At 40.9% G+C, this 14,813-nt stretch carries 16 protein-coding genes and 2 riboswitches; of the genes, 12 read left to right on the forward strand and 4 right to left on the reverse strand.

Going from position 1 to position 14,813, the window contains the following annotated elements; translation table 11 throughout:
- The 4 genes from ACORHU_RS03155 (at nucleotide 1) to pyrE (ending at nucleotide 3,903) form a co-directional block, all read left to right on the forward strand.
- Nucleotides 1-1,059 carry a UDP-N-acetylglucosamine--N-acetylmuramyl-(pentapeptide) pyrophosphoryl-undecaprenol N-acetylglucosamine transferase gene (locus ACORHU_RS03155; protein ID WP_434364747.1) on the forward strand — a complete coding sequence of 353 codons (1,059 nt, stop codon included), beginning with the start codon at nucleotides 1-3 and terminating at the stop codon, nucleotides 1,057-1,059.
- 9 nt (nucleotides 1,060-1,068) lie between these two features.
- Nucleotides 1,069-2,304, forward strand: coding sequence for a cell division protein FtsQ/DivIB (locus ACORHU_RS03160; protein WP_434364749.1), 1,236 nt, complete (start codon nucleotides 1,069-1,071; stop codon nucleotides 2,302-2,304).
- Between the two features lie 231 nt (nucleotides 2,305-2,535).
- A complete protein-coding gene (gene pyrF, locus ACORHU_RS03165; protein WP_173304691.1) occupies nucleotides 2,536-3,237 on the forward strand; it encodes an orotidine-5'-phosphate decarboxylase in 702 nt (233 codons plus the stop codon).
- 33 nt (nucleotides 3,238-3,270) lie between these two features.
- Nucleotides 3,271-3,903: an orotate phosphoribosyltransferase gene (gene pyrE / locus ACORHU_RS03170; protein WP_434364751.1), complete on the forward strand. Its 633-nt coding sequence runs from the start codon at nucleotides 3,271-3,273 to the stop codon at nucleotides 3,901-3,903.
- A 167-nt stretch (nucleotides 3,904-4,070) separates the two neighbouring features.
- On the opposite strand, the gene ACORHU_RS03175 is transcribed toward pyrE, so the two are convergent.
- Genes ACORHU_RS03175 through ACORHU_RS03190 form a run of 4 tightly spaced genes read right to left on the reverse strand, consistent with a single transcriptional unit; the run spans nucleotide 4,071 to nucleotide 7,025 of the window.
- Entirely contained in the window at nucleotides 4,071-4,937 is an 867-nt protein-coding gene (locus ACORHU_RS03175) for a cysteine ABC transporter substrate-binding protein (RefSeq protein ID WP_434364753.1), read from the reverse strand.
- 11 nt (nucleotides 4,938-4,948) lie between these two features.
- A complete protein-coding gene (locus tag ACORHU_RS03180; protein WP_434364755.1) occupies nucleotides 4,949-5,707 on the reverse strand; it encodes an amino acid ABC transporter ATP-binding protein in 759 nt (252 codons plus the stop codon).
- Complete coding sequence (locus tag ACORHU_RS03185) at nucleotides 5,708-6,385, reverse strand: amino acid ABC transporter permease (protein WP_061759181.1); 678 nt, start codon at nucleotides 6,383-6,385, stop codon at nucleotides 5,708-5,710.
- Nucleotides 6,345-7,025 carry an amino acid ABC transporter permease gene (locus ACORHU_RS03190; protein WP_434364756.1) on the reverse strand — a complete coding sequence of 227 codons (681 nt, stop codon included), beginning with the start codon at nucleotides 7,023-7,025 and terminating at the stop codon, nucleotides 6,345-6,347. The genes ACORHU_RS03185 and ACORHU_RS03190 overlap by 41 nt, the downstream gene beginning before the upstream one ends.
- Before the next feature lie 215 nt (nucleotides 7,026-7,240).
- Here ACORHU_RS03190 and lctO point away from each other — a divergent pair, with 215 nt between their 5' ends.
- The 8 genes from lctO (at nucleotide 7,241) to tenA (ending at nucleotide 14,809) form a co-directional block, all read left to right on the forward strand.
- The gene (gene lctO / locus ACORHU_RS03195) at nucleotides 7,241-8,377 is read left to right on the forward strand and encodes an L-lactate oxidase (protein WP_084877879.1); all 1,137 of its coding nucleotides are present in this window, start codon (nucleotides 7,241-7,243) and stop codon (nucleotides 8,375-8,377) included.
- Nucleotides 8,378-8,525: 148 nt separating this feature from the next.
- Nucleotides 8,526-8,614, forward strand: a riboswitch (TPP riboswitch).
- Between the two features lie 216 nt (nucleotides 8,615-8,830).
- On the forward strand, nucleotides 8,831-9,499 hold the full coding sequence (locus ACORHU_RS03200; RefSeq protein WP_434364758.1) for a TenA family protein: 669 nt from the start codon (nucleotides 8,831-8,833) through the stop codon (nucleotides 9,497-9,499).
- Between the two features lie 129 nt (nucleotides 9,500-9,628).
- On the forward strand, nucleotides 9,629-10,411 hold the full coding sequence (gene thiM / locus ACORHU_RS03205; protein WP_434364759.1) for a hydroxyethylthiazole kinase: 783 nt from the start codon (nucleotides 9,629-9,631) through the stop codon (nucleotides 10,409-10,411).
- Between the two features lies 1 nt (nucleotide 10,412).
- Nucleotides 10,413-11,042: a thiamine phosphate synthase gene (gene thiE, locus ACORHU_RS03210; RefSeq protein WP_434364760.1), complete on the forward strand. Its 630-nt coding sequence runs from the start codon at nucleotides 10,413-10,415 to the stop codon at nucleotides 11,040-11,042.
- A gap of 213 nt (nucleotides 11,043-11,255) precedes the next feature.
- Nucleotides 11,256-11,344: riboswitch (TPP riboswitch) on the forward strand.
- Nucleotides 11,345-11,498: 154 nt separating this feature from the next.
- A complete protein-coding gene (locus ACORHU_RS03215; RefSeq protein ID WP_000915275.1) occupies nucleotides 11,499-12,059 on the forward strand; it encodes an ECF transporter S component in 561 nt (186 codons plus the stop codon).
- Nucleotides 12,060-13,445: an ATP-binding cassette domain-containing protein gene (locus ACORHU_RS03220; protein ID WP_434364762.1), complete on the forward strand. Its 1,386-nt coding sequence runs from the start codon at nucleotides 12,060-12,062 to the stop codon at nucleotides 13,443-13,445.
- Nucleotide 13,446: 1 nt separating this feature from the next.
- On the forward strand, nucleotides 13,447-14,097 hold the full coding sequence (locus tag ACORHU_RS03225; protein ID WP_434364764.1) for an energy-coupling factor transporter transmembrane component T: 651 nt from the start codon (nucleotides 13,447-13,449) through the stop codon (nucleotides 14,095-14,097).
- 10 nt (nucleotides 14,098-14,107) lie between these two features.
- Nucleotides 14,108-14,809, forward strand: coding sequence for a thiaminase II (tenA, locus tag ACORHU_RS03230; RefSeq protein ID WP_434364766.1), 702 nt, complete (start codon nucleotides 14,108-14,110; stop codon nucleotides 14,807-14,809).
- Nucleotides 14,810-14,813 lie beyond the last annotated feature (4 nt).

Genomic DNA, 14,813 nt, shown 5'->3' on the forward strand with positions numbered 1-14,813 from the left:
ATGAAAAAAATTGTCTTTACAGGTGGGGGGACGGTTGGACACGTCACCCTCAATCTTTTGTTAATGCCCAAGTTTATCGAAGATGGCTGGGAAGTCCACTATATCGGGGACAAGCGTGGTATCGAACACCAAGAAATTCTTAAGTCAGGTTTGGATGTTACCTTCCATTCTATTGCGACTGGAAAATTGCGTCGCTATTTCTCTTGGCAAAATATGTTGGATGTCTTCAAAGTTGGTTGGGGAATTGTCCAATCGCTCTTTATCATGTTGCGACTTCGCCCACAGGCCCTTTTTTCAAAGGGGGGCTTTGTCTCTGTACCGCCTGTTATCGCTGCGCGTGTGTCAGGAGTGCCAGTCTTTATTCACGAATCTGACCTGTCTATGGGCTTGGCCAATAAAATCGCTTATAAATTTGCGACTAAGATGTATTCAACCTTTGAGCAAGCTTCAAGTTTGGTTAAGGTTGAGCATGTGGGAGCAGTGACCAAGGTTTCAGATCAAAAAAATCCAGAACCCGATGAATTGGTGGATATTCAAACCCACTTTAATCCCCAATTGCCAACAGTGCTGTTTGTCGGCGGTTCAGCAGGAGCTCGTGTCTTTAACCAATTGGTGACAGACCATAAGAAAGAACTGACAGAGCGCTACAATATTATCAATCTAACTGGAGATTCTAGTCTGAACGAGTTGAGCCAAAATCTTTTTCGTGTTGACTATGTGACCAATCTCTATCAACCCTTGATGGAATTGGCGGATATTGTTGTGACACGAGGTGGTGCCAATACGATTTTTGAGCTCTTGGCGATGGCAAAATTACATGTCATTGTGCCGCTTGGGCGTGAAGCTAGTCGTGGTGACCAGATTGAAAATGCAGCCTACTTTGTAAAAAAAGGCTATGCAGAAGAGCTTCAAGAAAGCGATTTGACCTTGGATAGTTTGGAAGAGAAGCTGTCTCACTTACTAAGCCACAAGGAAGACTACCAAGCTAAGATGAAGGCTTCTAAGGAATTGAAATCTCTAGCAGATTTTTATCAATTATTGAAAAAAGATTTATCATAAGGAAAGTAAATGTCAAAAGATAAGAAAAATGAGGGCAAAGAAATCCTCGAAGAATTGAAAGAGTTATCAGAATGGCAGAAACGAAACCAAGAATATCTAAAAAAGAAGGCTGAAGAAGAGGCGGCCCTAGCTGAGGAGAAGGAAAAGGAAAGACAAGCTCGAATGGGAGAAGAATCTGAGAAATCAGAGGACCAGGAGAGTGAAACAGACCAGAAAGATGAAGAATCAGCTAAGGAAGAGTCTGAAGAAAAAGTAGAAGCCCCAGAGGCTGACAAAGAGGAAGAAGAGATAGAAGAATCAGGGTCTAAAGAGAAGGAGGACCAGGATAAAAAGCTTGCTAAAAAGGCTACAAAAGAAAAACCAGCCAAAGCAAAGATTCCTGGCCTCCATATCTTACGAGCCTTAACGATTTTATTTCCAAGTCTGCTTTTATTGATTGTCTCTGTTTACTTACTCAGTCCTTATGCGACTATGAAGGATATCCGTGTTGAGGGAACGGTGCAAACTACAGCTGATGATATTCGACAGGCTTCAGGCATTCAGGATTCGGATTATACGATTAACCTTCTGCTAGACAAGACAAAATATGAAGAGCAGATCAAGTCTAACTATTGGGTTGAATCAGCTCAACTTGTCTATCAATTTCCAACCAAGTTTACTATCAAGGTCAAGGAATATGATATTGTTGCCTACTATGTTTCTGGTGAAAATCATTATCCTATTCTTTCCAGTGGTCAGCTTGAGACCAGTGCTGTGAGCTTGGTCAGTCTACCAGAAACTTATTTGTCAGTTCTCTTTAATGATAGTGAACAAATCAAGGCTTTTGTCTCAGAACTTTCTCAAATTAGCCCAGAACTCAAGGCTGCTATCCAAAAGGTGGAGCTAGCCCCAAGCAAGGTGACTTCCGATTTAATTCGATTGACCATGTATGATACAGATGAAGTCTTGGTTCCCCTGTCTGAAATGAGCAAGAAATTACCTTACTACAGTAAGATTAAGCCTCAATTGTCAGAACCGAGTGTGATTGACATGGAAGCTGGAATCTACAGCTACACTGTAGCGGATAAATTAATTATGGAGGCAGAAGAAAAAGCTAAAAAAGAGGCCGAAGAAGCTGAGAAGAAACAGAAAGACGAAGAGAAGAAAAGGCTAGAAGAACAGCAGAATAAATTGGAAGAAGAGAAGAAAAAGCTGGAGGAAGAAAGCAATCGAAATCAAACGCCCCAGCGTTCACCGCGTCGCTAGGTTTACCTTTTTTCTCATAGTACTTTAGTGACTAGTTTTTACTTGACAAGTGCTAGTAGAAATAATAGAATAGTAAAAAACCTTTAAAGCAGTCCAGAGAGGCAGCTAAGGTTAGACGATGAAAGGGTGGAGACTACCCATTTTTCGTGGAACCTTGCTGTTGGCAGGTTCCTTTTTTCGTGTCTTCTGTTGGCCAGACTCTCTCACTAGCAAAGGTAAAAGGAGAAACCTATGCGAGAACATCGTCCAGTCATTGCTCTTGATTTTCCTAGTTTTGAGGCAGTCAAGGAATTCTTAGCTCTTTTTCCAGCAGAAGAAAGTCTTTATTTAAAAGTAGGGATGGAGCTTTATTATGCGGAAGGTCCAGAAGTTGTCCGTTATTTGAAGTCATTGGGGCATAGTGTCTTTTTGGACCTCAAGCTACATGACATTCCAAATACAGTCAAGTCAGCCATGAAGGTCCTATCTCAGCTTGGTGTCGATATGACCAATGTTCATGCGGCTGGTGGTGTAGAGATGATGAAGGCTGCGCGTGAAGGACTTGGGAGTCAAGCCAAATTGATTGCCGTCACTCAGCTGACCTCAACGTCGGAAGCCCAGATGCAGGAGTTTCAAAACATCCAAACCAGCCTGCAAGAGTCTGTGATTCATTATGCCAAGAAGACGGCTGAAGCGGGATTAGATGGTGTTGTTTGCTCGGCTCAGGAAGTGCAACTCATCAAGCAGGCCACCAATCCGGATTTTATCTGTCTAACACCGGGGATTCGCCCTCAGGGAGCTGCAGTTGGAGACCAAAAACGTGTGATGACGCCAGCGGATGCTTATCAAATCGGTAGTGACTATATCGTAGTGGGACGTCCCATTACGCAAGCTGAGGATCCTGTTGCAGCCTATCATGCCATCAAGGATGAATGGACACAGGACTGGAATTAAAGAAATAGATTATAAAAATAAAAGGAGAATACTATGACACTTGCTAAAGATATCGCTAGCCACCTCTTGAAAATTCAAGCAGTTTACCTCAAACCAGAGGAGCCTTTCACTTGGGCATCTGGTATCAAGTCACCGATTTACACAGATAACCGTGTGACTCTGGCCTATCCAGAAACTCGTACACTCATTGAAAATGGTTTTGTAGATGCTATCAAAGAAGCCTTTCCTGAGGTTGAAGTGATTGCAGGAACTGCGACAGCTGGGATTCCACACGGAGCTATCATTGCTGATAAGATGAACCTACCTTTTGCCTATATTCGTAGCAAACCAAAAGACCACGGTGCTGGTAATCAAATCGAAGGCCGTGTAGCTCAAGGTCAAAAAATGGTAGTGGTTGAAGATCTCATTTCAACAGGTGGTTCTGTTCTCGAGGCCGTAGCAGCAGCTAAACGCGAAGGAGCTGACGTTCTTGGTGTTGTGGCGATTTTTAGCTATCAACTGCCAAAAGCAGATAAGAATTTTGCAGATGCCGGTGTTAAGTTAGTCACACTTTCAAACTACAGCGAACTCATCCACCTAGCCCAAGAAGAAGGTTATATCACACCAGAAGGACTCGCTCTCCTAAAACGCTTTAAAGAAGACCAAGAGAATTGGCAAAATGCCTAAAACATAGAAAATCAGGTAGTCACTAGGATTACCTGATTTCTTTTTGTAATGTTATTGGATCTTATGCTCAATGAAAATCAAAGAGCAAACTAGCCGCAGGTTGCTCAAAGCACGGCTTTGAGGTTGTAGATAAAGCTGACGTGGTTTGAAGAGATTTTCGAAGAGTATTAGTCAACTTTTCCACCTTCAACAACTAGGTCATCTGCCTTAGCAGCGTCACCGTAGGTTGGGTGAAGTGTTTTTTCATAGGCCTTGTGGAAGAAGTTTTCCTTACCTAATTTTTCAATATCTTTATTGATGAAGTCTAGCAATTCTTGGTTGCCTTTTTGAACTGCTGCCGCAATGGTATCTGGATTACCAAGAGAAGTAATTCCTACTTCAAATCCTTTGTTTTCAAGCGCCCAAGCTAGAACTTCAGTATTGTCAGTAGAGAAGGCATCTCCACGTCCGTCAAGAAGAGCTTGGTAAGAGTCGCTGTATTGGTCGTATTTTTGGAGTTTGATTTCTGGATGATTCTTTTCAAAATAAGTCTCAGCCGTCGTTCCTTTTGTGACAATCAAGGTTTTACCTTCCAATTGTTTGACGTCTGTAATGAGACCAGTCTTAGGTGATACGACACCCAGAGAAACTTTCATATATGGAAGGGCAAAATCAACTTGTTTCTTACGTTCATCAGTCACTGTAAAGTTGGCAAGGGTAATATCCACCTTGTTTGAAATCAAGTATTCAGCACGGTTGGCAGCGTCGACTGAAACGTATTTAACCTTGACACCAAGGTCTTGAGCCAGTTGGTTCCCTAGTTCAATATCGTAACCTTGGTAAGAACCATCATTGTCAACGTAACCAAATGGTTTCTTGTCCCCAAATACGGCGATTCGTAGCTCACCGCTTTTTTTGATTTCATCGATTGTACGGGCCTTGGCCGTCGTTTTTCCAGATGAGGAACCAGAATTTCCACCTGAGCTACAAGCTGTGACAAAGATAAGGGCAAAGGCAAGCGCCAAAACAGTTAAGAGTGGTTTGATTAGTTTCATAAGAATCTCCTTTATAGATATGAGCCAAATTGGCTAAAGTCAAAGACGTTTAAAAATTCTTGTGCTCGTTTGGTTTGTGGATTTGTGAAGAATTCTTGAGCCGTTCCTTCTTCAGCGATTTTCCCTTGGTCTAGGAAGATAATGCGGTCTGCAATGGCTTGGGCAAACTGCATTTCATGGGTTACTAAAATCATGGTACGGCCTTCTTGAGCTAAGTCATTGATGAGTTCCAGAACTTCACGCACCATTTCTGGATCGAGTGAAGCTGTCACTTCGTCAAATAGGATAATTTCTGGATGCATGAGGAGGGCACGGACGATCGCAACCCGTTGCTTTTGTCCACCAGATAACTGGCGAGCAAAGCTATGTTTTTTATCTAGAAGACCGACTCGTTCTAGTAGTTTCAAAGCTTCTTCAGTGACTTCCTTCTTGTCTTTCCCTTGAGCCTTGATAGGGCCTAGGATGAGGTTTTGAAGGACATCCAAGTGAGGGAAGAGTTCATAATTTTGAAAGACCATACCAACCTTTTGGCGAACCAGGTGAAAGTCTTTTTTATTTTCAACGATAGACTGACCGTCCAGAAGAATATCTCCACCTTGAATATTTTCTAAGCCATTGAGGCAACGAAGGAGGGTACTTTTCCCACAACCAGATGGCCCTAGGATAACCACAACTTCCCCTTTTTTGATATCTAGAGAAAGTCCTTGGAGGATGGGATTGTCTCCGAAGGATTTTTTTAGTTCCTTGATTTCTAAAATAGTTTCAGACATTTAGTTCCTCCAATGTTTTTCTAGATGAGTAGATAGTTTGGAAATAGGGAAGCAAACTGCGAAATACAAGACTAGGATGGTTCCGTAAATCCAAAAGGAAGCGGTTGGGATAGTCAAACGATTGCTATCAATGATTTGTTGTCCAACCTTGGTAACCTCAACAACTCCAATCAAAACAACCAAGGAAGTGGTTTTGATCATCCGAGTGACAAGGTTAATGGCTTGTGGAAGCAATCTTCTCAAGACCTGTGGGATGATGATGTGGTAGTAAAGTTGAACATTGGTCAAGCCGAGCGCCTGTCCACTTTCAAACTGATGTTTAGGGAGGGAAGTGATGGCTCCACGAACCAAGTCTCCCATTTCAGCTGTTCCCCAGAGGGTAAAAACGATAATAGCAGAAGTCTCGCCTGAGATATTGATATTAAAGTTTCGAGCCAAGCCAAAGTAAACGATGAAAAGTAGCACCAGCTGAGGCATGATACGGATGAATTCCAGATACAATCGTGTTAAAAATCGTACGATTCTAGAATGGGAGGTCATGATGATTCCCATGATTGTTCCGAACATCATGGATAAGAGGACAGACAGGATGGATATTCCAATCGTAACGCCCAGTCCCTGTAAGATTCTCAGGAGATTATTTCCCTGAAAGAGTACTTGGATTCCCGAATCCTGCATGGCGGAGCCTCCTTTCTATCCAGCTAAAGACCAGTGAGATAGGTAGTAGCATAATCAGGTAAGCAATTACCAACATAGCCAACGCAATATCTGTCTCATAGTAGAGCCCAATCAAGTCCTTGGCGACGTACATGAGATCGGCCAAAGCCACTGCTGAGAAAACAGAGGTTTCCTTGATGAGGAAAATGACATTGGCACTAAAAGACGGTAGGGCAACTGCTGTTGCTTGCGGCAGAACCACATAGCGAAAAACCTGAAATGGAGTAAGCCCGATGGCTAAACCAATTTCATGCTGGGTTTGACTGACAGCTTCTAGTCCACTTCGGAAGGATTCCGCCATGTAGGAACCACCTAAAAAGACCAGTCCTAAAGTGGCACAGACTTCCGAAGATAGCACAATCCCTATTCGGGGAAGTCCGAAATAGAGAAAGAAGAGTTGAATCAAAAGGGGCGTGTTGCGTGATAATTCAATGTAGGCTGTCGCTATTTGCGCCAAAACAGGGATGCGGTAATGCCGGATGATACTAACGATTAAACCGAGCAGAAAGGATCCCAGAATTCCCCAAAATGCAATATGCAAGGTAAGAAGAAATGCCTTTTGATATAGTGGTAGATATTGTTCAACAATGGACCAATCCAAAACTAGAACCTCCCATCTAGAAATAATACAGTTATTGTAGCACTTAAAATCTCCTTTGGATAATATGTATTTTTTATTGACCTTATAAGGATTTTTTATCATAGAAATAAAATTTCTGAAATTTCCAAACAAAATATTTGAAAAATTTTGAAAAAAGAGTTAAAATATCTTTGTAATATACAAAGTAAACGCTTACTTATTAAGGAGGGCATTTTATGTCATACAAAACAAGCAATGCAGAAGGTCCTGTAGATTTCATCAATACCTATGATTTGGAGCCAATGGCACAACAAGTTATTCCTAAAGCAGCATTTGGCTATATCGCTAGTGGGGCGGAAGATACTTTCACTTTAAGAGAGAATATCCGCGCCTTTAACCACAAACTCATCGTTCCTCATACGCTTTGTGATGTTGAAAATCCAAGTACAGAGATTGAATTTGCTGGTGAAAAATTGTCTTCACCAATCATTATGGCGCCTGTTGCGGCCCATAAATTGGCAAACGAACAGGGTGAAGTGGCGACTGCGCGTGGTGTGCATGAGTTCGGTTCTCTTTATACAACTAGCTCTTACTCTACTGTCGACCTTCCAGAAATTACGGAGGCCCTTCAAGGGACACCTCATTGGTTCCAATTTTACTTTAGTAAAGATGATGGCATTAACCGCCATATCATGGACCGTGTGAAGGCTGAAGGTTATAAGGCGATTGTCTTGACGGCGGATGCTACTGTAGGGGGCAATCGTGAGGTGGACAAGCGCAATGGGTTTGTCTTCCCAGTTGGCATGCCGATTGTTGAAGAATACCTACCAGAAGGTGCTGGTAAATCAATGGACTTTGTTTACAAATCAGCTAAACAACGCTTGTCTCCACGTGATGTAGAGTTTATCGCTGAATACTCAGGACTTCCTGTGTATGTCAAAGGACCACAATGCCGTGAGGATGTTGAACGTTCGCTTGCTGCGGGAGCTTCTGGTATCTGGGTAACCAACCATGGTGGTCGCCAAATCGACGGTGGACCAGCTGCCTTTGACTCGCTTCAAGAAGTGGCAGAAGCAGTTGATAAACGTGTGCCAATTGTCTTTGACTCTGGTGTTCGTCGTGGTCAACACGTCTTTAAAGCCTTGGCTTCAGGAGCAGACTTGGTAGCTATTGGGCGCCCTGTTATCTATGGCTTGGCTCTCGGTGGTAGTGTTGGTGTGCGTCAAGTCTTTGAACACTTGAATGCAGAATTGAAGACAGTCATGCAATTGTCTGGAACTCAGACCATTGAAGATGTCAAACATTTCAAACTCCGTCACAATCCATACAACCCAACCTTCCCAGTTGATCCTCGTGACTTAAAATTGTATTAATAAAACAGCTTGCCTCCACTGAATGTGGAGGTTTTTCTTCGTCTATAGGAAGAATAAACCACCATTAAAAACTATATAAATATATTTTCCAATCAAATATCTTGCTAGGGCTTTCATTTTTTGCTATACTGGTGCAGTAATTAAACAATAAAGACATTTGGGGTGCTTTAAGCTGAGATGATACCCATTGAACCTGATACAGTTAAGACTGTCGAAGGGAAATGTGAAACGTTTTTTTCGTGTGTCGAAATGAACGGTCTAATCTTGTAAGCTAAACTCCAGTTCCTATATGTAATTGGAGTTTTTTTGTTTATATAAGCTGGATGAAGATGATACAAAGTATTTAGGTAGCTCTTCTTGAACGCCCTTGATTTTCTTTAAAAAGGTCAAGTAAAACTAGGATTTTCTTGGTGTTTTGTTGATTACGAACGAGTAAAGAGAGGAAAAATAAATATGGAAACACAAGACTATGCATTTGAGCCAGGTTTGACTGTTGGAGAATTATTAAAAAGCAGTCAGAAGGATTGGCAGGCTGCAATCAATCATCGTTTTGTCAAGGAACTTTTTGCGGGGACAATTGAGAATAAGGTCTTAAAAGACTACCTAATTCAAGATTATCACTTCTTTGATGCTTTCTTATCCATGCTGGGCGCCTGTGTAGCCCACGCAGACCAGCTTGAATCCAAACTTCGTTTTGCCAAGCAACTAGGCTTTCTTGAAGCAGACGAAGATGGTTATTTCCAAAAGGCTTTCAAAGAATTAAAAGTATCTGAGAATGACTATCTAGAAGCGGACTTGCACCCTGTAACAAAAGCCTTTCAGGAGCTTATGTATTCTGCTGTGTCATCATCAGACTATGCCCATCTTTTGGTCATGCTGGTCATTGCAGAAGGTCTCTATTTAGACTGGGGTTCTAAAGATTTGGCTCTACCTGAAGCCTATATTCATTCGGAATGGATCAATCTCCACAGAGGTCCTTTCTTTGCAGAGTGGGTTCAATTTCTGGTTGACGAACTCAATCGTGTCGGGAAAGGTAGAGAAGATTTGACAGAACTTCAGCAACGCTGGAATCAAGCAATCGCTTTGGAATTAGCCTTTTTTGATATTGGTTATGATGATTAGAGAAAGTTCAGGATACTGATAAATTTGACGAGGTAAATCATTCAATGTAAATGAAAAAAATTTCTTAACGAAAGATAGGGATAAATCGAAATCAGTAGATCGTATAAAGTGAAAAGGAAGGATTTCAATATGACAAGTTTAAAATTATTAAAAGAAAAAGCACCTTTGGTCATTTGCATCACCAATGATGTAGTAAAAAATTTCACAGCAAATGGATTAGTAGCACTGGGTGCATCACCAGCCATGAGTGAGTTTCCTGCAGATTTAGAGGATTTGTTAAAGTATGCTGGTGGTTTATTAATAAACATAGGAACATTGACAGATGAAAATTGGAAATTATACCAAGCTGCTCTGAAAATTGCAGAGAAATATAATGTCCCAGCAGTTTTAGATCCTGTAGCCTGTGGAGCAGGAGAATATAGAAAAAAAGTAGCAGATGATCTAATCAACAATTACAAACTAGCTGCGATTAGAGGAAATGCTGGCGAGATTGCTTCTTTAGTAGGAATAAATGTGGCATCTAAAGGAGTAGATAGTGCGGGCGTAGATAATATTGATGAAATTGCTTTAGCAGCAAATGAGAAGTTCAATATTCCTATAATAGTAACAGGTGAAGTGGATGCCATTGCTGTTAATGGAGAAGTGGTAACGATTCATAATGGTAGTGCCATGATGCCAAAAGTTATTGGAACAGGATGCTTATTAGGTGCTGTAGTAGCAAGCTTTATCGGACTAGAAAAAGGTCAAGAATTGAAATCATTAGAAACAGCAATGTTGGTTTACAATATCGCTGGAGAAATGGCAGAAAAACGTCCAAATGGACATCTTCCTGGAACATTTAAAGTTGAATTTATAAATGCCTTATACGAGATTACAGACGAAGATATAAAGGAATTCAAAAGAGTGAAGTAAGATGTTTCATAAAGAATTACTAAAACTATATTTTATTTGTGGAACGACTACTTGCCAAGGAAAAGATCTATATACAGTCGTTGAGGAAGCCTTAAAAGGTGGTATAACCTTATTTCAATTTCGTGAAAAAGGTGAGGGAGCCTTAGAAGGTAAAGAAAAAGTCGAATTAGCAATTAAACTACAGGATCTTTGTAAAAAATACAATGTGCCATTTATTGTTAATGATGATATTGATTTGGCAATGGAAATTGACGCTGATGGCGTACATGTAGGACAGGATGACCTTGGAGTTGATGAAATTAGAAAATTGATGCCAGATAAAATAATTGGTCTTTCTATAAAAAACGAGGAAGAATTTCAACAATCAAAAGTTGAATATGTAGATTATGTCGGTGTTGGTCCTGTATTTGATACCCAGTCAAAAGATGATGCTGGTGGCGCTATAGGTTATGAAGGTCTTAAATTGATGAGAAAACTATTGCCACAACTGCCTTTAGTTGCAATTGGTGGGATACAGACGCAACATATTAAAGACATTATGAAGACCAATATGGATGGTGTTTCAATCATTTCAGCAATATCGTATTCAAAAAATATAGAAAAAACTGTTCGGGAAATGAGTGAACAATAGCTATCAATTTTTCCTTGTATTCTGATGGAGTAGGATTTTCTTTTTTCTAAAAAGCTATGTCCAGATTCAGCTCAAATGGCTAATCTATCAAACAAGACATTTGGTTTTTGCAAAAGAAAGATCTGCTGTCTTTGTGAGTGCAAGGCTGTATTTCCAGTTCAATTTCTTGAACTAGAATAAATCATTTGTTAAAATAATTATATAATTAAATAATAAAGACATTTGGGGTGCTTTAGGCTGAGATGATACCCATTGAACCTGATACAGTTAAGACTGGCGAAGGGAAATGTGAAACGTTTTTTCGTATGTCGAAATGAACGGTCTAATCTTGTAAGCTAAACTCTAATTCCTATCTGTAATTAGAGTTTTTTCTTTTACGAAACTGGATGAAGGTGATACAAAGCATTTAGGTAGGTCTCCTTGAATGCCCCACTTTTCTTTAAAAAGGAGTTTTTTATGTTGAAAAAATGGCAGTTAAAAGATGTTATCTTACTTGCTTTCTTGTCTATCTTTTTTGGTGGCGTTTTTGTAGGATCTGGCTATCTGTTTGATATCCTCACCCTGATTTTAGCACCTCTTGGTTTACAGGCCTTTGCCAATGAAATCCTCTTTGGTCTCTGGTGTATGGCTGCACCCATTGCTGCCATCTTTGTTCCAAGAGTGGGAAGCGCAACGATTGGAGAAGTGCTAGCTGCGCTTGCTGAAGTTCTTTATGGTAGCCAATTCGGTCTAGGTGCCCTTTTGTCTGGCTTGGTTCAAGGTTTGGGAAGTGAACTTGGTTTTATCGTAACCAAGAATCGCTATGAAAGTTGGCTCTCTCTAACTGCTAATAGTATTGGGATTACGCTTGTTAGCTTTGTCTATGAATACATTAAGTTAGGTTACTACGCCTTCTCCCTTCCTTTTGTCCTTTCCTTGCTTGTAGTACGTTTTATTTCCGTCTTTTTCTTCTGTACCATCTTGGTTCGTGCCATTGTCAAACTTTATCATCAGTTTGCAGCTGGAGGAAAAGCATAGATGGGTCTGGAATTACGGGAGATTCAGTCCCCAATTTTTTCGGAACCGATTGATTTTACTTTTCATGCGCAAGCCTTTACCTTGTTAGTTGGGAGCAGTGGTTCAGGGAAATCGAGTCTCTTTCAAATGATTGCCCAAGTCAGTTCTCTTCCCTATAGCGGTCAAGTCCTGATAAATGGGAGCGAGGTCAGTCAGCTTTCTATCATCGAACGTGTCCAGACGGTTGGTATCCTCTTTCAAAATCCCAATCATCAATTTACCATGGAGAACTTGTTTGAGGAGCTGGTTTTTACCTTGGAAAATACTGGGCATCTCGTTCAGGAAATTGATTCTAAAATAGCAGAGGTGGTCCAGCAATGTCGCTGCAAGGCAATCTTGCACCGTCCCATTCATCACTTATCAGGTGGGGAAAAGCAAAAGGCTGCACTGGCAGTTCTCTTTGCTATGAATCCTAGGGTCTATCTCTTGGATGAGCCTTTTGCTTCCATTGACCGCAAGAGTAGGATAGAGATATTGGAGATTCTAAAAGAGTTAGCTTCTAATGGGAAGACAGTTATTTTGTGCGACCATGATTTAACGGACTATGAAGCCTATATCGACCATATGGTGGAGCTAAGAGATGGGCAACTAAGGGAAGTGTTTCAAATCCCTACCTCTGAGATGACACAGGTTGCTTCAAAGGAAGTTGCTTCTAGCCCAGAACTATTCCACATGGATAGAGCAACTTGTGAGCTGGATAAGCGCCCCCTCTTTTCAATTGCGGATTTTACAGTTTACCAAGGAATTTCCTGTATCTTGGGTGACAATGGTGTCGGGAAATCAACCCTCTTTCGCTCCATTCTTCAATTTCAAAAGTATAAGGGGCGCATTACTTGGAAGGGTTCGGTTCTAAAAAAGAAAAAGAGTTTGTACCGTGACCTGACGGGTGTTGTTCAGGAAGCTGAGAAACAGTTTATCCGAGTCAGTCTGCGAGAAGAGCTTCAATTAGATGGACCTGATTCTGAAAGAAATCAGCGGATTTTTCAAGCTTTACGATATTTTGATTTGGAGCAGGCGCTCGATAAGAGTCCCTATCAATTAAGTGGTGGTCAGCAAAAGATTCTACAGCTCTTGACAATCTTGACTAGCAAGGCTTCTGTGATTTTGCTAGATGAACCTTTTGCTGGATTGGATGATAGAGCCTGCTCTTATTTTTGTCAGTGGATTGTGGAGGAGAGAAATCAAGGAAGAAGTTTTCTAATCATTAGCCATCGTTTGGATCCCTTGATCTTTGTGGTTGATTATTGGATTGAGATGACTAGTCAGGGGCTCAGTTATGTGAAAGAAGTGACAATTACCAAACCACTCACATCTCAGAGTAGAAATGCTCAAGGGGAGGTGAGGTAGTATGGTCAAAGTAGCAACCCAGACACCGATTATCAGTCTCTTCTTGCTGATTTTATCCTTGGAAACATCTTTCATTCCTTCGATTGCTCTTAATCTCTCAGTAGTAGCATTTTGTATTCTCTTTATGCTCTATTACCGTCGATTTAAGATGTTGGCTTGTATGATTCTACTTGCCATTTTGCCATCTTTGGCCAACTACTGGGCAGTTCAGTTACATGGGGATGCTTCGCAGGCAGTCATGCTCGGAACGAGGGCTTTCGTTACAGTTTGTATAGGCCTTGTCTTTGTTTCCTCTATTTCCCTAAAAGAGCTTCTTTTGTACTTGGCTCAAAAGGGGTTATCACGGTCTTGGGCCTATGCCTTGATTGTGGTATTCAATTCCTTTCCCCTTATTCAGAAAGAAATCAAGTCCCTAAAAGAAGCTTGCCTATTACGTGGTCAAGAACTGCATGTTTGGTCTCCCTTGATTTACAGCAAGGTCCTGATGACAGTCTTTAGGTGGCGCCATCTTTACCTGAGAGCTCTGTCGGCGCATGGATATGACGAACATGCACAGGTGGATAATAGCTATCGGATCTTTTATATTTCTAAAAAAACAAAATTAATCTACCTGCTTTTCTTTTTATTGCTTCAAACCAGTCTATTTTTATAAAGGAGTTATTATGGAATTTACAGATATTGCGATGGAATTATCCAAGGAAGCTTGGCAGGCTTCTTTTCATCATCCCTTTATTTTACAATTACAAGAGGGAGATTTAGACCCGTCCATTTTCCGCTATTACCTGATTCAGGATGCCTACTATCTGAAGGCTTTCTCAGAAATCTATCACCTTTTGGCTGATAAGACTTCGAATCAAGAGATGAAAAGACTCTTGAAACAAAATGCTCAGAGTCTAGTGGAGGGTGAGTTATTTATCCGACAACAATTTTTCAAGGAATTGGAAATCAGCGACCAGGAAATGGAGCAACATCCAATCGCTCCAACCTGCTATCATTATATTTCTCACATTTATCGGCAATTTGCAGAGTCAAACTTGGGCATTGCCTTTGCAAGTTTGCTGCCTTGTCCTTGGTTATACCATGATATAGGCAAATCACTTAATCTTAAACCATCACCAAATCCTCTCTACCAACAATGGATTGAAACTTATATTACGGATGAGTTAGAGCAACAAATCAGAGAGGAGGGAGCGCTAGTCAATCAACTCTATCGCGAAAGTGATGAGACAGACAAGAAAAAAATGCTAGATGCCTTCCACATCAGTGTTCACATGGAAGCCAAGTTTTGGCAAATGGCCTACCAACACCAGACATGGAAGAGTGATTTACACTCTTTAGAAAAAGGAGAAAAAGGAGAAGAATAGAAAC

Source organism: Streptococcus sp. KHUD_015, assembly GCF_051106265.1.
Taxonomy (GTDB): domain Bacteria; phylum Bacillota; class Bacilli; order Lactobacillales; family Streptococcaceae; genus Streptococcus.